General features: G+C 38.9%; 20 protein-coding genes and 1 tRNA gene. 14 read left to right on the top strand and 7 right to left on the bottom strand.

All coding sequences use genetic code 11. From position 1 onward, the window contains the following. Nucleotides 1-58: 58 nt before the first annotated feature. The 3 genes from tgt to FHK89_RS13840 all read right to left on the bottom strand — a co-directional run bounded on the left by tgt (nucleotide 59) and on the right by FHK89_RS13840 (nucleotide 3,275). Nucleotides 59-1,210 (bottom strand): tRNA guanosine(34) transglycosylase Tgt, encoded by a 1,152-nt coding sequence (gene tgt / locus FHK89_RS13850; protein WP_230661462.1) that lies wholly within the window; start codon nucleotides 1,208-1,210, stop codon nucleotides 59-61. 124 nt (nucleotides 1,211-1,334) lie between these two features. Further along, nucleotides 1,335-2,426, bottom strand: a complete 1,092-nt coding sequence (gene queA / locus FHK89_RS13845; protein ID WP_230661458.1) for a tRNA preQ1(34) S-adenosylmethionine ribosyltransferase-isomerase QueA — start codon at nucleotides 2,424-2,426, stop codon at nucleotides 1,335-1,337. Between the two features lie 186 nt (nucleotides 2,427-2,612). Further along, nucleotides 2,613-3,275: a tRNA-(ms[2]io[6]A)-hydroxylase gene (locus tag FHK89_RS13840; protein WP_230661456.1), complete on the bottom strand. Its 663-nt coding sequence runs from the start codon at nucleotides 3,273-3,275 to the stop codon at nucleotides 2,613-2,615. 463 nt (nucleotides 3,276-3,738) lie between these two features. Here FHK89_RS13840 and FHK89_RS13835 point away from each other — a divergent pair, with 463 nt between their 5' ends. From FHK89_RS13835 to FHK89_RS13780, 12 genes are all read left to right on the top strand, one after another. Beyond that, entirely contained in the window at nucleotides 3,739-5,961 is a 2,223-nt protein-coding gene (locus FHK89_RS13835) for a malate synthase G (RefSeq protein ID WP_230661454.1), read from the top strand. A gap of 694 nt (nucleotides 5,962-6,655) precedes the next feature. Then, nucleotides 6,656-7,657 carry a porin gene (locus FHK89_RS13830; protein ID WP_230661452.1) on the top strand — a complete coding sequence of 334 codons (1,002 nt, stop codon included), beginning with the start codon at nucleotides 6,656-6,658 and terminating at the stop codon, nucleotides 7,655-7,657. A gap of 298 nt (nucleotides 7,658-7,955) precedes the next feature. Continuing rightward, nucleotides 7,956-8,957: a porin gene (locus FHK89_RS13825; RefSeq protein ID WP_230661450.1), complete on the top strand. Its 1,002-nt coding sequence runs from the start codon at nucleotides 7,956-7,958 to the stop codon at nucleotides 8,955-8,957. A 210-nt stretch (nucleotides 8,958-9,167) separates the two neighbouring features. After that, entirely contained in the window at nucleotides 9,168-10,811 is a 1,644-nt protein-coding gene (locus tag FHK89_RS13820; RefSeq protein WP_230661448.1) for a CTP synthase, read from the top strand. A gap of 267 nt (nucleotides 10,812-11,078) precedes the next feature. Then, on the top strand, nucleotides 11,079-11,918 hold the full coding sequence (gene kdsA / locus FHK89_RS13815; protein ID WP_230661503.1) for a 3-deoxy-8-phosphooctulonate synthase: 840 nt from the start codon (nucleotides 11,079-11,081) through the stop codon (nucleotides 11,916-11,918). 66 nt (nucleotides 11,919-11,984) lie between these two features. Further along, a complete protein-coding gene (locus FHK89_RS13810) occupies nucleotides 11,985-12,236 on the top strand; it encodes a heavy-metal-associated domain-containing protein (RefSeq protein ID WP_230661446.1) in 252 nt (83 codons plus the stop codon). 318 nt (nucleotides 12,237-12,554) lie between these two features. Continuing rightward, nucleotides 12,555-12,776 carry a heavy-metal-associated domain-containing protein gene (locus FHK89_RS13805; protein WP_230661444.1) on the top strand — a complete coding sequence of 74 codons (222 nt, stop codon included), beginning with the start codon at nucleotides 12,555-12,557 and terminating at the stop codon, nucleotides 12,774-12,776. Nucleotides 12,777-12,932: 156 nt separating this feature from the next. Beyond that, complete coding sequence (locus FHK89_RS13800) at nucleotides 12,933-15,272, top strand: heavy metal translocating P-type ATPase (protein ID WP_230661442.1); 2,340 nt, start codon at nucleotides 12,933-12,935, stop codon at nucleotides 15,270-15,272. Between the two features lie 296 nt (nucleotides 15,273-15,568). Continuing rightward, nucleotides 15,569-16,861 (top strand): phosphopyruvate hydratase, encoded by a 1,293-nt coding sequence (gene eno, locus FHK89_RS13795; RefSeq protein WP_230661501.1) that lies wholly within the window; start codon nucleotides 15,569-15,571, stop codon nucleotides 16,859-16,861. An 85-nt stretch (nucleotides 16,862-16,946) separates the two neighbouring features. Beyond that, nucleotides 16,947-17,300, top strand: a complete 354-nt coding sequence (locus FHK89_RS13790; protein ID WP_230661440.1) for a septum formation initiator family protein — start codon at nucleotides 16,947-16,949, stop codon at nucleotides 17,298-17,300. A 114-nt stretch (nucleotides 17,301-17,414) separates the two neighbouring features. Beyond that, on the top strand, nucleotides 17,415-18,137 hold the full coding sequence (ispD, locus tag FHK89_RS13785) for a 2-C-methyl-D-erythritol 4-phosphate cytidylyltransferase (protein WP_230661438.1): 723 nt from the start codon (nucleotides 17,415-17,417) through the stop codon (nucleotides 18,135-18,137). Nucleotides 18,138-18,391: 254 nt separating this feature from the next. After that, nucleotides 18,392-19,009: a BLUF domain-containing protein gene (locus FHK89_RS13780; RefSeq protein WP_230661436.1), complete on the top strand. Its 618-nt coding sequence runs from the start codon at nucleotides 18,392-18,394 to the stop codon at nucleotides 19,007-19,009. A 185-nt stretch (nucleotides 19,010-19,194) separates the two neighbouring features. Here the strand turns inward: FHK89_RS13780 and FHK89_RS13775 are convergent. The 3 genes from FHK89_RS13775 to pyrC all read right to left on the bottom strand — a co-directional run bounded on the left by FHK89_RS13775 (nucleotide 19,195) and on the right by pyrC (nucleotide 21,482). Then, nucleotides 19,195-19,270, bottom strand: a tRNA-Glu gene (locus tag FHK89_RS13775). A gap of 163 nt (nucleotides 19,271-19,433) precedes the next feature. After that, complete coding sequence (rnt, locus tag FHK89_RS13770) at nucleotides 19,434-20,114, bottom strand: ribonuclease T (RefSeq protein ID WP_329958712.1); 681 nt, start codon at nucleotides 20,112-20,114, stop codon at nucleotides 19,434-19,436. Between the two features lie 264 nt (nucleotides 20,115-20,378). Further along, the gene (gene pyrC, locus FHK89_RS13765; protein ID WP_230661434.1) at nucleotides 20,379-21,482 is read right to left on the bottom strand and encodes a dihydroorotase; all 1,104 of its coding nucleotides are present in this window, start codon (nucleotides 21,480-21,482) and stop codon (nucleotides 20,379-20,381) included. Between the two features lie 671 nt (nucleotides 21,483-22,153). On the opposite strand from pyrC, the gene FHK89_RS13760 reads away from it, so the two are divergent. Next, on the top strand, nucleotides 22,154-23,392 hold the full coding sequence (locus tag FHK89_RS13760; protein WP_230661432.1) for an argininosuccinate synthase: 1,239 nt from the start codon (nucleotides 22,154-22,156) through the stop codon (nucleotides 23,390-23,392). A gap of 113 nt (nucleotides 23,393-23,505) precedes the next feature. Here FHK89_RS13760 and FHK89_RS13755 read toward each other — a convergent pair whose 3' ends face one another. Beyond that, entirely contained in the window at nucleotides 23,506-24,810 is a 1,305-nt protein-coding gene (locus FHK89_RS13755) for a hypothetical protein (RefSeq protein WP_230661430.1), read from the bottom strand. Between the two features lie 138 nt (nucleotides 24,811-24,948). Between FHK89_RS13755 and FHK89_RS13750 the strand changes: the two genes are divergently transcribed. Continuing rightward, complete coding sequence (locus tag FHK89_RS13750; RefSeq protein ID WP_230661428.1) at nucleotides 24,949-25,536, top strand: L,D-transpeptidase; 588 nt, start codon at nucleotides 24,949-24,951, stop codon at nucleotides 25,534-25,536. The last annotated feature ends 16 nt before the right edge of the window (nucleotides 25,537-25,552 follow it).

Raw genomic sequence — 25,552 nt, 5'->3', positions numbered from 1 at the left:
AACCCCTCATAAATATTTATGGGGGGTTTTGTTTTGAATGTTTGCTATTGGTTAAAATTTATTCTAACTCTAACGCAGGCACTGGCTGACCACGTTTGCCATAAAAATCTGCCACAAACGCATCAAAGTTATCATCTTCAATCGCTTGACGAATACCTGCCATTAAGCGTTGGTAATAGCGTAGGTTATGAATGGTAGCAAGCTGAGCCCCTAGCATCTCTTTACATTTATTTAGATGATACAAATAGGCTCGGCTAAAGTTTTGGCAAGTATAGCAGTCACATTCTGGGTCAAGTGGGGTTAAATCATCACGATATTGACTGTTACGAATGCGTACAATGCCTTGATTATGCAGATTGCCTGTCACAAAGTAATGTCCATTTCTGGCATTCCGTGTTGGCATCACACAATCAAACATATCCACACCACGCCGTACCGCCTCAACGATGTCCTCAGGTTTACCCACTCCCATCAGATAGCGAGGTTTGTCTGCTGGCATGTCATCGGGTAAGTAGTTTAATACGTCAATCATCTCGTGTTTTGGTTCACCCACTGACAAGCCACCGATGGCATAACCATCAAAGTCAATCTCTAATAAGCCCTCTAATGATTGCTGACGTAAATCAGCAAACATACTGCCTTGAATGATGCCAAATAAGGCATTTTGATTGCCCAATTTTTGATGCTCATCTTTACAGCGTTGCCCCCAACGGAGTGATAGCTCCAGTGATTTTTGTGCTTCATCATGGGTGGCAGGATAGGGGGTGCATTCATCAAACTGCATGACGATGTCAGAATTTAGTGAATATTGAATTTGCATCGAAATCTCAGGTGATAAAAATACCTTTGCCCCATTAATGGGCGATTTAAAATGTACCCCTTCTTCTTTGATTTTACGCATCGCTCCTAAGCTAAACACTTGAAAACCACCTGAATCGGTCAAAATAGGTTTGTCCCAATTCATAAATTGGTGTAATCCGCCAAATTTATCGATGATTTCGGTGGTGGGACGTAACCATAAATGAAAGGTGTTGCCCAAAATAATATCTGCCCCAATGGCTTCAATATCACGGGGTAGCATGCCTTTGACAGTACCATAAGTGCCAACTGGCATAAACGCAGGGGTTTGTACATCGCCATGAGCTAGATGCACTGTGCCTCGTCTGGCTCGGGTATTGCCTGTGGCGGTTTTATGTAGGGTAAATTGCATAGTATGTCACTTAACTAAATAAAAAAATAAAAGGTTTTGGTGAAAATTGAAATAGCGATAAGGATAATGATTGGTAAATTGTAGTTGTTTCACAAATCACAAGCTATTTTCAAGCATCATTTTGCTAAATCGAGGTTTGTTTGTCTAATAGCATGGCATCACCATAGCTAAAAAAGCGATATTGCTTATTAATGGCGTGTTGATAAGCCTTTTCAATATTTTGTTTGCCTGCAAAAGCAGATACCAACATTAATAGAGTCGATTTTGGCAGATGAAAATTGGTTAATAGACGATCCACCACTCCAAATTCAAAACTCGGATAAATAAATATATTGGTATCGCCAGACCATGTGGCTAAGGGTTGCTTGGTTTTGCTGGCATGTTGCTGCGCTGTTTCTAGCACCCGAGTTACCGTTGTCCCCACAGCAATGACTTGATTGCCAGAGGCTTTGGTCTGCAAAATTTGTTCTGCGGTTGCTTGAGGTAAGTGCGCATATTCACTGTGCATGGTGTGCTCAAGTAAATTATCGGTTTTGACGGGGGCAAACGTACCTGCGCCCACATGTAAAGTGACAAATGCTGTTTGCACACCTTTATCAGCAATTTGCTGTAGTATTTGCGCATCAAAATGCAAACTGGCAGTGGGAGCGGCGACGCTGGCGAGCTTGGCAGGGTCATGAAATACCGTTTGATAGCGATTATTATCTGTCGCATCAGCCTGACGCTCAAAATAAGGGGGAATGGGCAATTCACCATATTGCTCTAAATCTGGCAAAATTGGGGCAGAAAATGCCAAGATGAATAAATTTTCCTGCCGTCCAATCATCTCACAGTGTATATTATTATTTGCAAGCAGTAAGGTTTGCCCTAGTTTGGGAGCTTTACTGGCACGTACATGACACAATGCTACATGCGATCTCTCTTGGGTGATAGCTGGGTCATCTGTTAAGCGTTCGACCAATACTTCAACTTTACCACCTGTGTCTTTTTGCCCAAACAGTCTCGCTTTCATCACTTTGGTATCATTAAATACAATTAAATCACCTGCGTTTAATAAATCAGGCAAATGACTAAACTGTCTGTCTTCGATATTACCAGTTTGGGGTAGGTACAATAAGCGAGAAGCAGAACGCTGTTCAAGGGGATAGCGGGCGATAAGCGACTCGGGTAAATCGTAGTCGTAGTCATTGACACTTAAATAGGGCTTATTCGTCATAATATTGGTCATTCATTAATATTGAAAATGTGAGCTGTGATGCAATTAGAGTTATTTATTCAGGTATGTTAAAAGACGCTAGTTTAGCAGAAATTACACCATTGACCTTTAATAATGCAGCATGATGTTGGGGTGCATAGTGCATCAGTTTTAGAGGTCTTGATGTTTTTTAGTTTTTATTTAAGATCAATAAGCAACTGGCACACCACTATGAAATCTAAACTCTTCATCTACAGTGGTAATGAGCTCAGCTTCAGCTTGCCTAAAAAATGCCACTCGCTCATCTATCGGCGTATCACTTAACGAGGCGGCTAAAGCAAGATAGTCTTCATAATGGCGACTTTCGGACTTTAAAAGATAGCGATAGTATTTTGCTAGCCTTGAGTCATCAATCACATCTGCTAGCGCAGCAAAGCGTTCACATGAGCGTGCTTCAATAAATGCACCAATAATTAATACATCTATCATTGCCGCAGGTTCGTAAGTACGTTTGTGTTTAAGTAATCCTTTGGCATAGCGTCCTGCGGGCAGGTGTGACCATGCTTGTCCTCGCTCATTCATTATGCCGATGACTTGTTCATAATGTAGCATTTCTTCACGGATCAATTGCGCCAGCTTTAACTGTAAATCTTGATGAAATTCATAGCGAAAAATGAGATTCATTGCTGTCCCTGCTGCTTTTTTCTCGCAATTTGCATGATCTTGTAACAATAACGGAATATTATCTAGGGCAGCGGTGAGCCAATCTTTGGGAGTACGTGCGCCCAAAAACTTATGAATATGGGAAATATCAGTGGTTGATGTGATAATAGCTTGTTGCGATAAACTGGCATCGGTGCTGATTGTCATAGTAGTGTCAATTACATTGGCTGAATAAGATAAATAAAATTTGTTAAGATATTGGCTTTTCGTAGGATAAATTAGCATGTAGTATTGTCATTATTTGAGAATGGACAATATTCATCAATAGAAGAACTCAGTATTATATAGTTGATACACATTAAAATCATCATAAGATAGATGACTTTGAATAATAGGTATGTTCAATACTGCTCAGAGCATACTTCTATAACAACTAAAAATATCTCTGTAGGTATTGCAGCCTATAGATTATCATTTATTAAAAGAACAGATATTTTTTTGATAAATGAATGTTTCTTGTATATTTTATTATTTGATAGTAGGATAAAACCAATACAGTAAAAAGCTTTTATGTATTTCATGAATCTTTAGGAAATTATAGCCATATTAGCATTCCTAACTCATTTTTTAACAACAATTTTATTAATTCATTAACTACAAGGACTCTAAAATGACTCAAAGCCAAACTCCCTCAAATAACAATCAAGCCGAGCGTATTCAAAAAGGGTGCCTAGCTATTGATAAAACATTGTATGACTTTATTGAAAATGAAGTATTAGCCAAAGTTAATGTGGAGTCAGATAGTTACTGGTCATCATTTGCAGATATCGTTAAGCAGTTTACTCCACGTAACAAAGAGCTGTTGGCCATTCGTGATGACATGCAAAGTAAAATTGATCAATGGCATTTAGACAACCCTGCAAAAGATGGTGAAATTGACTTTGCCAAATACAAGCAGTTTTTGACGGATATTGGCTATTTATTGCCAGAAGGTGAAGCTTTTCAAGTATCAACCGAAAATGTTGATGCAGAAATTGCCAGTATTCCAGGGCCTCAGCTAGTTGTACCTGTACGCAATGCCCGCTATGCGCTAAACGCAGCCAATGCACGTTGGGGCAGCTTCTATGATGCCTTATATGGCACTGATATGATTGATACTACTGATGGCAAAGATAAAGGTAGCAGCTATAATCCAAAGCGTGGCGCAGAAGTAGTGGCTTATGCCAAAGCTTTTCTTGATGAACATTTTGCATTGCAAACAGGTTCTTATACTGATGTTACTGGCTTTAGTGTTGCCGATGGACAATTGCAAATTGCCTTGGGTGAACAAAATACAGGGCTTAAAAATCCAGAAAAATTTGTAGGTTACGTTGGCAGTGAGCAGCAGCCTTCAGGTATCTTGCTAAAAAATAATAACTTGCATGTTGAGATACAAATTGATGCCAATCATCCTGTTGGAAAAGACGATCCTGCCCATATCAAAGATGTGTTATTAGAGTCTGCCATCACAGCGATTCAAGACTGTGAAGACTCTGTTGCAGCGGTTGATGCTGAAGAAAAAGTAGAAGTTTACCGCAATTGGTTTGGGCTAATGAATGGTGACTTGACTGAGACCTTTAATAAAAATGGCAAAGAATATACACGTCAGTTAAATCCTGATCGTGAATATACCACGCCAGAGGGTGGCAAGTTGGTTTTACCAGGACGTGCCTTGTTATTGATTCGTAATGTTGGACATTTGATGCAAAACCCAGCGATTTTGGTTGATTTGGGTGATGGGCAAGAAGAGATATTTGAAGGTATTATGGATGTACTTATTACCTCACTATTGTCACTAAATGACATCAAAGGCAATAATACCTTATCAAATTCTCGTGAAGGTTCGATGTATATTGTGAAGCCAAAAATGCATGGTCCTGATGAAGTTAAATTTGCCAATGATTTATTTGCTGCGGTTGAACAAGCTTTATCACTGCCTGCCAATACCCTAAAAATAGGTATTATGGATGAAGAGCGTCGTACAACCATTAACCTAAAAGAGTGTATCCGCCAAGCACGTGAGCGGGTGATATTTATCAATACTGGATTCTTGGATCGTACCGGTGATGAAATCCATACCAGTATGAAAGCAGGTGCATTTGTACGTAAAGGTGATATGAAATCACAAGCATGGCAGCCCGCTTACGAGCAGTGGAATGTCGATGTGGGTCTAGAAACTGGACTGCTTGGTCGAGCACAGATTGGTAAAGGTATGTGGGCAAAACCTGACGAAATGAAAGAGATGGTTGCCACTAAGTCAGGTCATCCAAAAGCAGGTGCAACTACTGCTTGGGTACCCTCACCTACAGGTGCGACCTTGCACAGTATTCACTATCATCAAATCAATGTACCTGAAGTGCAAGAATCATTAAAAAGCCGTAATCGTGCCAATATAGATGATATATTAACCATTCCACTTGCCAAAGATACGAATTGGACTGAGGAAGAAAAACGCCAAGAGCTTGAAAACAATGCACAAGGTATCTTAGGCTACGTAGTACGCTGGATTGATCAAGGAATTGGTTGCTCCAAAGTACCTGATATCAATGATGTTGGCTTGATGGAAGATAGAGCGACCCTACGTATCTCAAGTCAGCACATTGCCAACTGGTTACAGCATGGTATTGTCAATGAAGAGCAGGTCATGGACGCATTAAAACGCATGGCAAAAGTGGTTGATGAGCAAAATAAAGGCGATAGTAATTATTTGCCTATGGCAGCAGATTTTGATAAATCTTATGCCTTTAAAGCAGCTTGTGATTTGGTGTTTAAAGGACATGAGCAGCCAAGTGGCTATACAGAGCCTTTATTACACCAGACACGCCTTGCAATGAAACGTGATCGTGCCTCTTAAGATGCATAGCTCAAAGATTAATAAATAGTTAGTTAAAGTGACTATATAAAATATAAACATCATAAATGTTGGTATACATTAGTTAACTCAAACTAAATATTTAACTATTTATTAATGATAATCTTGCACCGATGTTTCTAAATTTAGTATAATTTGCTTCCCCTGATTGTCTTTTTGAAAAATCAAATAGACAAGGGGGAGTATGTTTTTAGAAATAGTTAAAAAACTTAATATATCTTTAGTTTTAACCACCTATTAAATAAATTTAAAATTTTTCATACAAATCAATAAGTTGCACTAATGTTGTAATGTTTTAGATGTGATTACATTGGTTATAGGACACAAAATATTGACATAAAAATGGCAAGTATTAAAAAAAATGTTGCAAATTATGTCAAAGTTGTTATCCTTATAGGCGAAGTATGAGTTTGGTTAAAAATATTACTAAAATAAATATTGTTATCTTATTACTTTATTTGTTCATTCATTAAATGAGACAAACTAGATATACAATACTATTTATTTTATTGTTGATAATGAGCCAAACTTTACTGTAATTATAGTTGTAATTATATATACTACTTTTTTGAGGGCTGTAATTACAATTAAGTTTAAAAAAAGTTTTATTTACTGGGCGTTAGCTGTTAGGGCAGCCCATCACTAAAAAATGTAATGTAAAGTGGAGAGACTTCCCATGAAAAAACTACTTTTAGCATCAGCTGTTGCTGCTCTATCTGTATCTGCTGCGCAAGCGGCTCCTACCGTTTACGGTAAAGTATTTTTAACTGTCGATGCTCAGTCTACTGATACTGACACTACTGATAAAGCTACTAATACAACCACTAGTACTGATAGCAAGAGCCGTCCAGGCTTAAATTCAAATGCTTCGCGTATTGGCTTTAAAGGTGGTGAAGCTTTGACTGCTAATACTGACCTTATTTACCAACTTGAGTATGGTGTAGATGTTGCAAATGGTGGCGGAGCACAATTCAACTCACGTGATACGTATCTAGGTCTAGCAAATGCACAACTTGGTACTATTATGGCTGGTCGTTTGACAGCTATTGATGGTGCAGTTGATTATGCAAATGTAACAGCGGGTGGTGTATTAGGTGGTGATGGTGTTCAAGCCTCATTTGATGCACCTCGTGCAAATAACGCATTTGCTTATGCTTCACCAGATTATGATGGTATGCAAGTTCTAGCTATGTACTCTTTAGATGCAGACAAGTCTGGTCGTGAATTTGCAGGTATTGCTGGTAAATATGAGCCAGCAGGTCAGCCATTTAAAGCAGGTGCAAGCTATATTCATGGTGCATCAGCCGGTGTTGGTAGTATGAAAGATGCCATCCGTGTCAGTGGTGCTTATACTGTTAGCCCAGAAATCACTGTTGGTGCATTATATCAAGTAACTGACTATGAGACTGATGATAAAGAAAATGCCTTTACTGTTAGTGGTGAAATGGCAACGGCAACTCCTTGGACTGCCTATGCTCAAGGTGATATGGTATCGAATGTATCAGGTGCTAAAGACGCTGATGCATTCCGTGTTGCTGTGGGTGGTAAATATGCCTTTAATAAAGCAACCACAGGACACGTTTATGGTGCATTTGGTAAAACAGAAGAAGAAAATATTGCTACCAAGACCGAAATGACTGGTTTTGGTATCGGTGGTGGTCTAGAATACAAATTCTAATTTGAATTTAGTATCTAACTGCAAAAAGACTCACTCTTCGGAGTGAGTTTTTTTATGTCTTCTATTATGGATCTATTAGAGAATTCTAAACCATTTACGCTCATAAATATCAGTATAAAACTCTAATTTTTCATAAAGTTGTCATAGATATATACCATACTACTCTCACACAAGTTGATGCCTAAATATTTGTAAATAACTGATTATTTTGAGGATTTCAATTTTGTTATTAGGTCATACAACTGGGTATTGGTCATAGACTAGCCCATCACTAAAATGTAAGGTGGAGAGAGTTCCCATGAAAAAATTAATGCTAGCAATTGCTGTTACTGCTCTATCTGTATCTGCTGCGCAAGCCGCGCCTACTGTATATGGTAAAGCATTTTTAACTTTAGATGTTAATTCTGAAGATACTGACACGACTGACAAAGCAACTAACAAAACCATTAGTAGTGATAAAAAGACTCGTCCAGCGTTAAAATCAAATTCATCACGGATTGGTTTTAAAGGTAAAGAAGCATTGACTGCTAATACAGATATTGTTTATCAGTTAGAGTATGGTATTGATATCGCTAATGGTGATAAGTCACAACAGTTTAAATCACGTGATACTTATTTAGGTTTGGCAAATACTCAGCTTGGTACTCTAAAAGCGGGTCGTTTGACTGCCATTGATGATGCTGTCGACTTTGCGAATGTTACGGCTGGTGGTGTCAGAGGTGGTGATAAGGTATATGCGCCAGCTTTAGGTCGGGCAGACAATGCGTTTGCGTATGCCTCACCAAACTATGATGGTATGCAACTTTTGGCTATGTATGCTTTAGATGAAGATAAAACGGGTGGTGAAATTTCTGGTATTGCTGGTAAATATGAGCCAGCAGATCAGCCATTTAAAGCAGGTGCAAGCTATATTCATCGTGCTTCTGCTGCAAAAGGCACCATAAAAGATGCCATCCGTGTTAGTGGTGCTTTTGCTGTGAGTCCAGAGATTACTGTTGGGGCTTTATATCAAGTGACAGATTATGATAGAGATGATAAAGAAAATGGATTTACTATCAGTGGTACAATGAAGACAGGAACCCCTTGGACTGCCTATGCTCAAGGTGATATGCTTTCTAATGTCAAAGGTGCTAAAGACGCTGATAAATTTCGTGTTGCAGTAGGTGGCAAATATGCCTTCAATAAAGCAACCACGGGACATGTTTATGGTGCATTTAATAAAGATGAAAAAGAAACTGCTGCTACCAAGACCGAAACGACTGGCTTTGGTATTGGTGGTGGTCTAGAATACAAATTCTAATCTCATTTAGAATTCATATTGCTAAAAAACTCACTCTTTGGAGTGGGTTTTTTTATGGGTTCGTTTTGGGTATATAGATGAATTTTGTAAGTCTTGTCTATACTCAAATGGAATCAAATGGCGAAATAGAGAAATAGATAAGTTGTCAAGTCTGTATTTTTTGGCAAATTTCTAGTAAAATTCTTTTTTACTCACAGATCAATTATTATTATGACAAAATTTATCTTCGTAACTGGTGGTGTGGTTTCATCACTTGGTAAAGGCATTACTGCCGCCTCTGTTGCTGCCATTTTAGAAGCTCGTGGTCTGAAAGTGACCATGACCAAAATGGATCCTTATATTAATGTTGATCCAGGAACCATGAGCCCGTTTCAGCATGGTGAAGTTTTTGTTACCGAAGATGGGGCAGAAACGGATCTTGATCTTGGTTATTATGAGCGTTTCTTGCGCCACTCTAAGATGAGCAAAACCAATAACTTTACCAGTGGTCGCATTTATCAAACCGTTCTTAATAAAGAGCGTCGTGGTGACTATTTGGGTGGCACAGTGCAGGTGATTCCGCACATCACTGATGAGATTAAAAACCGAATTCATGCCAGTGGGCAAGGTTATGATATTGCCATCATCGAGATTGGTGGGACGGTTGGTGATATTGAGTCATTGCCATTTATGGAAGCGGTACGTCAGATGCAGGTGGAGCTTGGTCGTAGCAATGCGTTATTGATGCATTTGACACTTGTGCCTTATATATCGAGTGCAGGTGAAACCAAAACCAAGCCCACTCAACATTCGGTGAAAGAGTTGCGTTCGATTGGATTGCAGCCTGATGTACTTATTTGCCGTTCTGAGCACCCCATTAGTGAAGATAATCGCCGTAAGATCGCATTGTTTACCAATGTCGAAGAGCGGGCGGTTGTTATGTGTGAAGATGCACAGACCATCTATCAGATTCCCAGAAAGCTATATGAACAAGATTTGGACGATTTGATTTGTGAGCGTTTTGGTATTGAAGTACCTGAAGCTGATTTATCAGATTGGGACGCGGTGGTTGATGGATTATTAGATGCTAAAGGCGATGTTAATATCGTTATGGTGGGTAAATATGTTGAATTACCTGATGCTTATAAGTCGATTAATGAGGCTTTGTTGCATGCAGGTATCATTCATAAAACGCATGTATCTATTACCTATATGGATGCTGAGAAGTTCGAAACGGATGATTCATTATTTGAGACCTTAAAGCAAGCCGATGCGATTTTGGTTCCAGGCGGTTTTGGTGAGCGTGGCAAATTAGGAAAAATGAAAGCGATTACTTATGCGCGTGAAAATAAAGTACCCTATCTTGGTATTTGCTTAGGTATGCAGCTGGCAGTAATTGAGTATGCTTGTAATGTGATGAATATTGCAGCAAATTCAACTGAGTTTGATCGGAAAACTGAACAGCCTATTATTGGGTTGATTACAGAATGGCTTGATGAGCGTGGTGAGCTGCAAATCCGTAGTGATGATTCAGATTTAGGTGGTACAATGCGCTTAGGTGGTCAAAAGGCTGAATTGGTTGAAGGTAGCAAATTACGCCAAATCTATGGTTCTAGCACCATTACTGAGCGTCATCGTCATCGTTATGAGATGAATAATCGTTATATTGAGCCATTAGAAAAAGCAGGTATGACTATTTCTGGATATTCTGCAAAGCAACATTTGGTGGAGGCAGTTGAAATCAGCGATCATCCTTGGTTTGTGGCGGTACAGTTTCACCCTGAGTTTACCAGCTCACCACGTGGTGGACATCCGCTATTTGCCAGCTTTATCAAGGCAGCGATTGATTATCAACAAATACGTGATAAATCTTAGATGGTTAGTAGTCACTGATTATCACTCATAAATATTTGATATATATGATAAAAGACCGATACGCATGTATTGGTCTTTTTTATGGATCATCTATTAACTACGTAAATATTACATTTTTTTAATGATAAATGATTAAAATAAATCCTATGTTTATTTGCACAGATTTATCAACATTGTATTATAAATACTGATTTTTTAATAAGAGTGATAAGGACAATCATGAGTTTAGCAGACAGTATAAAAAATGATAACGACAAAAAAGTGGCAATGTCACATATTCAGCTCAATGAGATAAGTATTGGTAATGATCAACCGTTTGTATTGTTTGGCGGTATGAATGTGCTTGAGTCGAAAGCGTTGGCATTTGAGATTGCCGAGACTTATATTGAGATTTGCAATCGTTTGGGCATTGGTTATGTATTTAAAGCCAGTTTTGATAAGGCAAATCGCTCAAGTTTACATTCCTTTAGAGGACCAGGGCTAGAAAAGGGGATAGATTGGTTGGGTCAAATTAAGCAGAAATATAATGTACCCATTATTACCGATGTGCATGAGCCTTATCAAGCCGAGCCAGTCGCACAAGTTGCTGATATTATCCAGTTACCTGCATTTTTATCCAGACAAACAGATCTGGTACAGGCAATGGCAAAAACTGATGCCATTATTAATATCAAAAAAGCGCAGTTTTTAGCCCCACATGAGATGCGCCATATCATCAATAAATGCTTGGAAGCAGGTAATGATAAAATTATTTTGTGTGAGCGTGGTAGTGCATTTGGTTATAACAACTTAGTAGTAGATATGCTCGGCTTTGATACCATGAAAAAAATGCAAGTGCCTGTGTTTTTTGATGTAACTCACAGTTTGCAGCAGCCAGGTGCGCGTCAAGACAGTGCTGGTGGTCGTCGTGAGCAGATTACTACCTTGGCACGAGCAGGTATGGCAACGGGCTTGGCAGGGCTATTTTTGGAGGCACACCCTGATCCAGATAAAGCTAAGTGTGATGGTCCTTGTGCCTTACGTCTAGAGCAGCTAGAGCCATTTTTACAGCAGCTAAAGCAAATTGATACCTTGGTCAAAGGGTTTGCAGTCCTTGATACTCATTAATTCATCCCCATAAAAATAGGTATGATATCAATGTACAAAAAGAGAAAAATATAAAGAGAAAAAAATATGAGCTTACAAACAGCGCAAGTAGGTATTGAAAATATTGATGATGCAGCAGGGCTTGAGAGCATCATGACCGCATTAAAAAATATCGATGGAGTAACGGCTATTGATTTACAACCTGAGCAAGATGTAGCTTATGTGCGTTATGATGATACGCAAACTTCAATCCATGCACTTAAGGCTGCCATTAGTATGGTGGATTATGTGACTCAGCCATTTCCTGTTGATGCACCACAAAATCCAGATAATTTATAAACTGATGATAACTTATAGCAGATGAAGCTTGAGTGCTTTGTTTAGTAGGACTTACGCAAAAACACGATGTCATTTTGTAGGGTGCATTTCATGCACCTTTACCTTTTATTTAGCTGTACGTAAAATGTACCCTACAACGTTCATGTTACTACTATGAAGCTTCTGGAAATACGTACAGCCCGCCCACTTTATAAAAGGCAATGATTACCAGTTGCCGATAATCTATAATATGTATAAGTTATATTTAATATACTTTTTGCAATAAGTTTAGATGATTTTTTATTTTTATTATTAATTTTATTACTAAGGAACAATATAATGAGTAAACAAACTCAAGTGATTCATATTGAAGGTATGACCTGTGGTGGCTGTGTCAAAAGTGTGCAAGATGTTGTTAGCACGCTTAAGGGTGTGCAGAGCATTGAGGTGAGTTTAGAAGAGAAACAGGGTACGGTTAGCTTTGATGATGACGTCGTCTCACTAAGTCGTATTGTTGATACGATTGAAGAAGCAGGTTTTGATGTGGTGATTGCTGATTGATAAAAATTTTGTCTTTTGACTATATTTGTCTTTTGATGATAGTAGTGGCACTGACCGACCATAACCAGTCTTTACGGCTGGTTATTTTTTATAGCAATATCTGATAATAAATAAACTTGATAATAAAATAAAAGTTAAAGGTTAAAGAAGGCTGTTATGACATCTGATACTGGTAAAGAAGTGACGGATACATCTCAAGCAAAATCTGCACATTTGCAATTATTCATTGAGGATATGTCTTGTCAAGCTTGCGCTACTCGTATTGAAAAAGTACTCAATAAAAAACCAGCCATTGAGCAAGCCAGTGTGAATTTTGCTGGAGAAACTGCCAGTGTGGATTATGATAAATCACAAACCAATACAGACGAAATCATTGCTTGGATTGAAAAGACTGGCTTTCGGGCAACGGAGCAACAAAGTGATAGTCTATTTGCGCAGCAACCTGAGGATAAGATAGATAAACGTCCACCTTGGCAACTGATTGCTCTTTGGGTATGTTTATTGCCATTTTTAATAGGTATGGCAGGTATGCTACTCGGGCAGGGCATGGTGTGGATGCCACCGCTGTGGATACAGTTTGTTTTGTCAACGATTGTGCAATTTGGTTTGGCAATTCCTTTTTATCAAAGCGCATGGTCATCAATTAAAGGTAGACTTGCTAATATGGACGTACTGGTTGTTATCGGTACATTAACCATTTGGGCATATTCTACTTATAGTTGGTTGACTCATGATGGATTGGCAATTTTTTCCCAAGGTATACAGTGGCAGCATCTATTACATCATGCTGGTGACATGCATACAGCACCTGTGTATTTTGAAGCAGGGGTAATGATCATTGCTTTTGTACGTTTGGGCAAATATTTAGAGCACCGCACTAAAAAACAAAGCCTAAATAGTATTAATTTATTATTACAGCTCACACCTGAAAAAGTTGAGCGGCAAGTTGCAGCTCAGCATCAAGATTATGATGATCAAACTCAATCTGAAACTGCTGCTAATTTTGAACTGGTGGATTTATCAAAAGTACAGCGTGGTGATGTTTTGCGAGCCAAGCAAGGCTCACGAGTAGCCACAGATGGTATTGTTGTCGCCGGTGAGGGTTGGTGTGATGAAAGTCATTTAACAGGTGAGTTTCTACCTTTGAGCAAAAAAGTAGGGGATAACGTATTGGCAGGTGCATTGGTTGCTGATGGCAGCTTGGTGTATAAAGTGCAAGCAACTGGCAGTCAAACCCAACTGGGTGATATGGTACTAGCATTGAGTGAAGCGCAAGGTAGTAAAGCCAATCTTGCGCGTTTGGCGGATAAAGTCGCTGCCATATTTGTGCCTGTTGTGGTGTCAATTGCCATCATTACCTTTGCCTTGACCTACTGGTTTACAGGACAGATGGATCGTAGCATTTTGCATGCTGTGTCGGTATTAGTCATTGCATGTCCATGTGCGCTTGGTTTGGCAACACCTGCCGCTATTATGGCTGGCATGGGTGTGGCAGCTCGGCATGGAGTTTGGTTTAAAGATGCACAAAGTTTAGAGGCAGCAGGCAGTGTGGATACGGTGGTATTTGATAAGACTGGGACTTTAACACAGGGTCAGCCTGTCATTATCACCCACATGATGGTGAGCAATCAGATTAACTGGCAGGAAGTATTGCAGTTGGCAGCCAGTGTTGAGGTTCATGCTAGCCACCCTTTAGCGACAACTTTGGTGGAAGCTGCAAAATCAGAACAGTTATCTTTATTTGCTGCTAAAAATGTTGAAGTGGTGCAAGGGCAGGGCATACAGGCACAAATATCAGGATACGGATTGGTAAAAGTCGGCACGCCTGAATTTACAGGGTTGTCATTACCCAAGCATTTACCTAAAGCATGGCAGATTGCCAGTACGGTGGCGGTTAGTGTTGATGATGTGCCGTTGGGTGCATTTGCCTTGGCAGATGAGATCAAAGCAGATGCCAAACAGACGGTACAACACTTGCATGATGCAGGCTATCAGGTCATTTTAATGAGTGGTGATAAGCAAAGTGTGGTGGATTATATTGCCAATGCATTAGATATTCATGTTGCTTATGGTAGTATGAGCCCCCGTGATAAAGCAGCAGATATCAGCCAATTACAACAGCAAGGCAGGCGAGTGGTTATGGTGGGTGATGGCGTCAACGATGCCCCTGCAATGGCAACTGCAACGGCAAGCTTTGCGATGTCAGAGGGCAGTGATGCCGCCAAGCACAGTGCATCTGCTCGTTTACTTGGTCACAGTCTGGATCATGTATTAGAAGCACAAAATATAGCCAAAGCAACCATTAAAAACATCAAACAAAACTTATTTTTTGCCTTTATTTATAATTGCATTGGGATTCCCTTAGCTGCCTTTGGTTTTTTAAATCCCATGATAGCTGCTGCTGCGATGGCAATGAGCTCATTATCTGTATTATTTAATGCCCTGCGATTGACTCGCTATCATTGCCAATATCAAAATCAAACAGATACAAATTAGTGATATCGCTTGCTGATATAGATTATGAATCTAAACTGCATGGTTTGGTGAGGGTTTGCTGTTGGTAGTTATGGTATTTGGGTACTGATTGGCTTAATTGTCGCATGGATTGGTCATTGTTGTATCATCTTGATATTAAATTTCTATGACTCTGTGCTATGATAAGTAAAAATTTTTATGAAGGTGATAGATTTGTGATCATGTTTGCAAATTATCACTATTGAGCAAAAACACCTCTTAACAATTTAACAATTAAGGATAAAAATCAGATTATGTATGCTGAAAACACCAACAATATTTCTGAAATCTCAGACATTCGCGCTCGTGAAATTCTAGATTCTCGTGGCAATCCTACCATTGAAGCCGATGTCATCTTAGCCGATGGTACACTCGGACGAGCTGCTGCGCCAAGTGGTGCATCCACAGGGTCTCGTGAAGCACTAGAGCTAAGAGATGGTGATAAAAGTCGCTATGGTGGTAAAGGTGTCAAAAAAGCGGTTGCCAATGTGAATAGTCAGATTCGTGCTGCATTGATGGAAATGGACGTCACCGACCAACAAGCATTAGATGACAAACTCATTAGTTTAGATGGTACTGAAAATAAAGAGAAGCTTGGTGCGAATGCCATGTTGGCAGTATCACTAGCCGCTGCCAAAGCGGCTGCATTGTCTTCACAACTACCGTTGCATCAGTATATTGCCAATCTGCGCAATCAAACCTCTTTGACCATGCCTGTGCCGATGATGAATATCTTAAATGGAGGATCACATGCTGATAATAACGTTGATATTCAAGAGTTTATGATTGAACCTGTCGGCTTTACTAGCTTCTCTGAAGCATTGCGTGCTGGTACCGAAATTTTCCATAGCCTAAAATCTGTATTAAAAGCTCAAGGCTTAAATACCGCTGTGGGTGATGAAGGTGGATTTGCTCCTAATCTACGTAGCAATGAAGAAGCGATTACCGTTATTTTGCAGGCGATTGAGCAAGCAGGCTATCATGCTGGTGATGATGTGCATCTGGCATTAGATTGTGCTGCCAGTGAGTTTTATAAAGATGGTCAGTATATTCTTGCTGGTGAAGGTAACAAAGCCTTTGATAGCCAAGCTTTTTCTGACTATTTGGCAAATCTAGCCAAACAATATCCTATCATTTCAATAGAAGATGGTCTTGATGAATCAGATTGGGAAGGTTGGGCATATTTAACCCAACAGCTTGGTGATAAAGTGCAGCTGGTGGGTGATGATTTATTTGTGACCAATCCTGCCATCTTACGTCAAGGTATTGATAAAGGTATTGCTAATGCCATCTTAATTAAGTTTAACCAGATTGGTACATTATCTGAGACTTTAGATGCCATTTATCTGGCAAAAGATAATGGTTATGCTACTGTTATCTCACATCGCTCTGGTGAGACAGAAGACAGCACCATTGCAGATTTGGCTGTGGGTACAGCAGCTGGACAAATTAAAACTGGATCTTTATGTCGCTCTGATCGTGTGGCGAAGTACAATCAGTTATTGCGTATTGAGCAACAAGTACGTGCCAGCTATCCTGGTCGAGATGCTTTTATTGGCTTACGTGGCTAGTTATGGTGTTTGGTAGTCAAGCTAATGTTGGCTGCTTCAGTTATAAATTTAGTGATTCAGCCCACTTTTTGGTAGTTTTAATACAATGAAGTACTTTGCTCAGTTTATCTTATTTATTGTTGCAATCTCAGTATTAATGGGATTGCAATATCAATATTGGCTAGGTGAAAATGGTTATAATGACAGTCAACGATTGCAACAACAGATAGCTGAGCAGCGTACAAAAAACCAAGTACAAGAACAGCAAAATAAAGTATTGCGTGCTGATGTCAAAGATCTGAAAACTGGACTTGAGGCAGTAGAAGAGCATGCAAGGATTGACTTGGGCTTAATTAAGCCACATGAGACTTTTGTCCAACTCTCTACTGCTCCTAATACCCATACCAGTATTGCCGCTCCAGCAGTAGATCCTAATGACGTTATTGAAAGTATTCCCTAAGTTAGAAATGACAGTCATATACAGTATGTCTGTTGTTATTGCTGCCTATGAGTTTGATTGAGTTTGATAAAGATAGGTTATTTAGCAAATTACTAAACCACTAAGACAATAAGTATGGATAATACAAAGACTTTGGTTGATGCTCGTGTACATACACTGGTAGTAGCAGCAGGTAAAGGCAGTCGTTTTGGTGCTGATATTCCAAAACAGTATGTGCAACTCAATGATAAGCCCATATTACTACATTCATTGGTAAAGCTAGCCAGCAGCGATTATATTAATCATATTTTTTTGGTGGTGGCAAAAGATGATAATCATATTACTCATTTACCACTTCCGATCCCCGTAACCTATGTTATCGGTGGTGCTGAGCGTTGGCAGTCTGTATTAGCGGGTGTGGCGGCTATCGGTCAGCTATCTACAATCAGTGATAATGACTTGGTATTGATTCATGATGCGGCGCGTCCAGCGGTAACCAAAGCACATATAAATAAAGTCATACAAGCGGCAGCACAAGAAACCTATGGTGCAATATTAGCTGTCCCTGTGGTCGATACCATCAAAAAATCCACCGCCGATAACTATATACAGCAAACTTTAGATCGTCGTTGTCTGTGGCAAGCACAAACACCACAGGTATTTCGATTTGCTGCCCTGCGAGACATGCTAGCAGAGATTAATAAACAAAATCTGCTGATTACTGATGAGGCCAGTGGCTTTGAGTTACTAGGACACGAAATTCGTCTGGTTGAAGGTAGCACCCTGAATATAAAATTGACCCGCCCTGAAGATAAACTGCTTTTGCAAGCGGTGTTATCACATCAAATTGCTGAGTAATAAAATAAGAACCATTTTCATATTTTTGGATTTATAAAAAATTAATCATGAAATAAAATATTGCATTTATTAGTTGTATTAATTTTGTTTTTAGTTCATGCTATGGGTTAATAATTAATTCAATAATAATGTTCATTATAATTAATAAGAGAGTAAGAGTTAGATATTCAAATCTTTAGTACCTATCCTATTACCTATTATTTAAATCCCATCAGATTACTTATTTTTTATCCTTTTGTCATGTAGAGGTATATATGAATAATAAAAAAGCCTTGTCATGTCATCAACATTCTTTGTATCAGTTGGTTTATATCAGTCAAATCAAAGATAATCTGTTGCCCATTCAACCAGTACTCAATGATATAGCAGTAGTATCTGCTCAACAGAATGATAAAAATAATCTCACAGGTGTTTTATTTTATGGCAATGGCTGGTTTTTTCAATATTTAGAAGGTAGTAAATATACCTTGCAGCAATTAAAAGAAAATCTTATTCGTGATGGACGTCATTATAATGTCAATTTTTTAGAGTTTAGCCATTTAGCACAGCGGCGTTTTTCATCATGGAGTATGCAGTTATTAGCTTCTGAAAAGCCTATTGCCAATGCTCAGCAGGTGAGTGGCATAGTACCTTTTAAGCCGGCTCAATGGCAGCTTACAGAATGGCAAGATTTTTTACAGGCATTAATACCCAATCAATGCGCCACCTTTGAGCTTGATATTACCAGTAGTTTTGATAGAAATCATAATAAGGAAAATAAAACTAAAATGATCATTGAGTTTTTAGAGAGACATGTGGCTTTTGTCTCTGTGCAAGTAGTGCTAAGTCTACTTATTACATTATCCATTTATTTATTGATTGTGTCAGATTGACATAAAATATTCTAATGTAATGATGCAGTTAGGATTTTTTACAACACTTATTTAATGAACCTGTAAGTTTAAGATCCTGTAAGTTTAAGATAAGTAAAAACAAATACATAAAAAAGCCCAATCTAATATAGATTGGGCTTTTTGATAGAAATATAAAAAATTATATTATTTTCTAAAGGAATAGGTGGTATCCCGTAGGGGATTCGAACCCCTGTTACCGCCGTGAAAGGGCAGTGTCCTAGGCCTCTAGACGAACGGGACACAACAGACTTCGACTGCTTTCACCATTAATATCGAAGTGGTGCATATTTTAATGATCAGCAGAGTCTTTGTCAACCTGTTTTTTTAAATTTATCCAATATTTAGCAAATTTTTTTGGATAGACTTGTTAAATATATAAATTACAGATTTCTGTGTCATTTTGCTATTGATTAATAACATTATTGTTGTTGGTATCTATATCATCATTATTAGGTGTATGTAGCGCGTTGGCTAACATAGGATAGTGATTTAGGATATGGCAAAATAGCTCCGCTGTTTTTTGAGTATCATATAATGCAGAGTGCGCATCACTACCATCAAATTCAAGTCCTGCTGCTTTACAGGCTCTGGCAAGTACAGTTTGTCCAAATGCCAGTGCCGATAAGGTAACGGTATCAAGGACTGAAAAAGGGTGAAATGGTGTGTGATTTTTGCTATTGGTACGGGTAATGGCTGCATTTAAAAAACTCAAATCAAAGTGAGCATTGTGACCGACCAACACACATTGACGACAGTCGTGTGCTTTGCGAACTTCTTTGAGCGCTTTGAATATACGACGCAGTGCCACTTTTTCCTCTTCGGCAATGGCTTTGCGCATGGGGTTATTTGGGTCGATACCTGTAAACTCCAATGCTTTAGGTTCGAGGTTTGCACCTTTAAATGGTTCTATATGCGCATTAATGGCTTCACCCTGATAAAAGCGACCTGTATTATCCATGAGTATGGGAATACAGGCGATTTCAAGCAGTGCATCGGTATTAGCATTAAACCCTGCCGTTTCAACATCAACCACCACTGGCATAAATTTACGAAAACGCTCATTTAATTGGGTAATATGTGGAATGGGTGTGGCGTTTAATGTTGCCGATGAATGGGTGATTGTATCATCATTAGCATCACTATCCGCTGTCTTATGAGTTAGTGTGTTGTTTGATGATGTTGTTTCTAATTGCGGTGGAGATGCCTCAGCAGCAATATTGGTGGTAGTATTATTAGTACTGTTGTTTATGGTGCTTGTTGTTAAGCTATTTGCATTCATAAGTAATGTATCTGTTTAAAAAATAGAGTTTTATAGAGCCTGATTATTATCTAATTTGCAAGTATGCTTCTATTGGATTGACCAAGGTAGGGTATCACCTGCTAAAAGTGGCGTAAGGGTGCTATCGTCAATATAAGCGTAGGTTGCTGGTACGGTCATGTCAGTTTTTACCAGTGTAATGGTGGTGTCATTTAAAGGTAGACCATAAAATTCTGCCCCAAAGCGACTGCAAAAGTCTTCTAATTTATCTATTTTTCCAATACCATCAAATGCTGTTGCATATAAGGGTAGGGCATGAGCAGCACTATAACAACCAGCACAGCCGCAGGCATTTTCTTTAGCATGGGTGGCATGAGGAGCTGAGTCTGTTCCTAAGAAAAATTTAGGGTTGCCACTGGTAGCGACTTCTAAAAGTCGTGCTTGATGGGTGGCTTTTTTAAGAATGGGTAAGCAGTAAAAATGGGGTTTAATGCCACCGACAAGCAAGTGGTTACGATTGAATAATAGATGCTGTGGTGTGATGGTTGCTGCCACATTATCTTTTTGTGCCAATACAAAATCAGCAGCATCACCGGTGGTGATGTGCTCGACAACAATTTTTAATTCTGGATAGTCATGGACGATTTGTTGCAGGTTGTTTTCAATAAATTGTTTTTCTCTATCAAAAATATCGACATCGGCACGGGTGACTTCGCTATGTACCAATAATGGCAGCTCATATTGTTGCATGGCATCAAGGGCTGCTGTGCAATGTTTTAGGTCAGTTACCCCATCAGCAGAATTGGTAGTTGCTCCTGCTGGATATAGTTTAACGGCTTGTACGATACCACTTTCGGCTGCTTGTTTGATGTCAGCAGCACTGGTGTTATCAGTAAAATATAGCGTCATACGTGGGTTAAATTGTGTTTTACGTTGTGCGTCGATATTGGTTTGCATCAAAGCTTGCTCGATACGTTGGCGATAGGTAATGGCGTCCGCAGCAGTTTTGACGGGTGGAACAAGATTTGGCATACAAATCACCCGATTAAAGCTTTGTGCTGCATGGGCAACCGTGGTGGTTAAGGCGTTGCCATCACGCAAATGTATATGCCAATCATCGGGCTGGCGTATAGTGATTGTTAAAGGTGATGAGTTTTGGGAATTTTCTAGCGTATTGGTGTGAGAGTTGCTCATAATCATGATGGTCTATGTAGTATAATATATGTTGGCTAATAAAAATGGCATTTACTAGGTAAGATAAATAAGATAGTAAGTTCTATAAATACTAATTATGGCTATGATAGCAGGTTTTAGCATCTGTCTATAGCCTAACAAGGCTAACACCATTTATATTTACTATCATTTGTCTAGGGTCTGTTGAACATTCATCTTCATAGGAAAAATTGAGATACTGATTTTAATAAACAGTGACTTAGTCAAGGCAATGAACGCAGGTAGCTTTTGTTAATAACAGCGGGATATTAACCAGTTCATTAACGCTTCATCATGCAAATTTAGCCAATTTTTACATGAAAGTAAAAAATAGCTGTATTCCTTATGGGTATTAGCCTGATAGGGTGAAAGTTCAACAGACCCTACTATAAATTCACCACGATGTTAACTTTGCGTGCTTTTCTTGTGGTGACATGATATTAGATGGACTATATGATTATATTGGGTGTTTTATAAATAAATTGGTGGTAAATATTAGTCAAATTTTCTGCCAGTAGACACAATGGTGACAAAGTAAGGGCAAACTGGCTTTTGTCATTTTTGAATTTGGTGTAGACTGGTGGTTAGATTTATTGATTATTTTTATTTGTGGTTTTTATTCACAACTTTAGGAACTTTATTAGGAATGTTTTATGTCAAAAATTGATGCAAAAAATATTAACAAGATTGTTTTGGCTTATTCAGGCGGACTTGATACGTCGATTATTGCCAAGTGGTTACAAGAAACTTATGATGCTGAGGTGATTACCTTTACTGCTGATATTGGGCAAGGTGAAGAAGTTGAGCCAGCACGTGCTAAAGCACAAGCCATGGGTATTAAAAATATTCATATTGAAGATTTACGAGAAGAGTTTGCTCGTGATTATGTCTTCCCAATGTTTCGTGCCAATGCCATTTATGAGGGTGAATATCTGTTAGGAACATCGATTGCCCGTCCCTTGATTGCCAAGCGTTTGGTTGAGATAGCCAAAGAACATAATGCCGATGCCATCAGTCATGGAGCGACAGGAAAAGGCAATGACCAAGTACGTTTTGAATTGGGTGCAATTGCACTTGCTCCTGATATCAAGACCATTGCACCATGGCGTGAATGGGATTTATCAAGTCGTGAAAGCTTGATGCAATATGCCGAAGAGCATAATATCCCTATCGATTTTGCTGCCAATAAGAAAAAATCACCTTATTCAATGGACGCCAACTTATTACACATCTCTTATGAAGGTGGCTTGTTAGAAGATCCTTATGCTGAAGCCGAAGAAGATATGTGGCGTTGGTCGGTCAGCCCTGAAAATGCACCTGATGAGGCAGAATATATTGAGCTTGAATATAAGCAAGGTGATATTGTCGCAATTGATGGTGAGCCACTTAAGCCATATGAAGTGATGATTAAGCTCAATGAACTGGGTGGTAAACATGGTATTGGACGTTTAGATATCGTTGAAAACCGTTATGTGGGTATGAAGTCTCGTGGCTGCTATGAAACACCTGCTGGCACCATTATGATCAAAGCACACCGTGCCATTGAGTCATTAACGCTTGATCGTGAAGCGGCACATCTAAAAGATGAGTTAATGCCTCGTTATGCTAAAATCATCTATAATGGTTATTGGTTCAGTCCTGAGCGTGAAATGCTACAGGCGTTGATTGATAAGTCGCAAGAATATGTATCAGGAAGCGTACGCGTCAAGCTTTATAAGGGTAGCGTGAGCGTGGTTGGACGCAAATCTGAGCAATCTTTATTCGATGAAAAAATAGCGACATTTGAAGATGATGCTGGTGCTTATGATCAAAAAGATGCAGAAGGTTTTATCCGTCTTAATGGATTACGCCTAGCCATTGAAGCCAGCAAAGGACGAGATTTGTCCTCTTAATTTGACTTGTTTTCATTATTTTGTAAAGTACAGATTTATAAAAAAACAGAGACAATATATTGTCTCTGTTTTTTTTACAATATCATGATATTTAGGTTCTTAGTCATCATTCATCACTGATGAGATTTATCAGTATTGTCTTCTTCTGCTTGCGTTTCTGTCGTATCATCATCTACTCTAACAATGGCAATATCAGGGACACGTGATTCATTCTCTAAAGCTTCTTTAATCAATGCGTTATTAACCAATGACTCTGCAACGGGTGTGGTATTGGCTTTTTTATATTGATATTTGATAACTGCCAAAATACTAAGACCACCAATAATTGCGATGATTAACAAAACTACCTGATTTTTCCAAATGGGCTGTGATTGATCATATTGTATAGGTGCATCACTGACATTGCCAAGTAGATGCTTGGGAATGAGTGGGCGGCTGGGTGGTTTTTTTGGTTCAGCAGTGATGCGCAAACGATTACGACTAAGATAGATATCAGCAATTTTTGCCAGCTTTAATAGCCAGCGTTGATTTGATAGGGTAATGTTAGGCAGATTAGCAAATGCTAAAATCCTATCGTCTTGTTGATTCAGTGGCGCAGATATAGTTGAGGTATTATCTTCTATGGCATGTCCGATAACTTTAGCATAGTTAGGAATACTATCAGCGTTTTGTATACTTTGTCGTGCAGGCTCAGATATAAAACCTGTCAATTCATGCCAACTGTTATCAAAAGTTGGCACAATATAATTTGTTGAGGGCAGTTTGGGCGTTATTATAGATGAGTCCGATATAGGCTCATAAGTTTGAATATTTGTCTCATTAATGTCAGTAGCATCATCACCAGTTGATAAACCAGATGGCTGACTATGTGTATGAGCAACACTTAATAAGGGATCTATTGGGCGAGAATGGAGCTGTAGAAACTGTGGTTGTAGTTGTAGCCATTGTTCTATCTCTTGAGCATCTAACTGAGCATAATCTGCTAAAATAGCAATTTCTCGTAGACTAAGTAACGTCAGTGCACCCAATAATGGACGTATCTGCTGTATATTAGATTGACTTTTTATTGCTATTTTTTGGGATATTTTTTCTATTCTGGCAGTATCTTTATATAGGGCATCTAGTAGAGAAGATCCATATTGCATGGCAACTTGCATGGTACGCAGATTAAAAGCATTGTAACGACGCAGCTCTTTAACCTGATGCCGAGATAATAGCTTTTTGAGTATGCTATCTGCATCAAACTGCTGTTGATATGCCAATAGTGCACTAACTGTCACTTCAATGGCACAATGAATAACAATCTTTGCTTGAGGTATGGAGATGTGTCCACTATCAGCAGCTAATGAAGCAATCGGTAGCGTATCTATACTTAAAAAATCATACAATGAAACACGGGCGGGCGTGATTTTAGCCATAATGAGTTTGATCGTTAAAGTTTAACGCTATATTACGGTGGAAGCAGCGTTGATACAATCCCTGAATTCAAATATAGTGGTATGAAGTGATATTTTTATAAGCAATAATCTGTAAATATAGGCTTTAAAGAGGTAAGAATGTTAACCACTGAAAAAATAACCACTGTGCAAACTTGCCAAGATGGCATACAACAAAAAGAACAAAAAAATAAGCAAAGTGTGCATCTTATCGTGAATATTGCTGAGCAAACTTTGAGCTTGTATAGACAGCAGCAACTGATAAAACAATATCTTGTTTCGACAGCAAAAAATGGCATTGGTGCGATGGAAGGCAGTGGTTGTACACCACTAGGACGGCATATCATTGCACAAAAAATTGGTGGCGATCAGCCCATACGCAGTGTATTTATTGCTAGAGTGCCAACAGGTGAGATTTATGATACCCATCTTGGCAGGCAAGCACCTAAACGAGATTGGATACTCAGTCGTATTCTTTGGCTACAGGGTTGTGAGTCGGGTATAAATAAAGGAGAGAATGATCAAGGCTGCTGTGATACCTATCAACGCTATATTTATATACATGGGATACCCGATAGTGAGCCTATGGGTATCCCATTATCACACGGCTGTATCCGTATGCGTAATGATGACGTGGTGGAACTATTTGACTATGTCAGTGAAGGTACACCAGTGACTATCGTTGCCCACCACTCGAATAACAAATAAATCACTAACCAAAAAT

This window comes from Psychrobacter sp. I-STPA10, assembly GCF_021012795.1.
Taxonomy (GTDB): Bacteria; Pseudomonadota; Gammaproteobacteria; order Pseudomonadales; family Moraxellaceae; genus Psychrobacter.
This window is presented reverse-complemented; position numbering and strand designations above follow the sequence as displayed.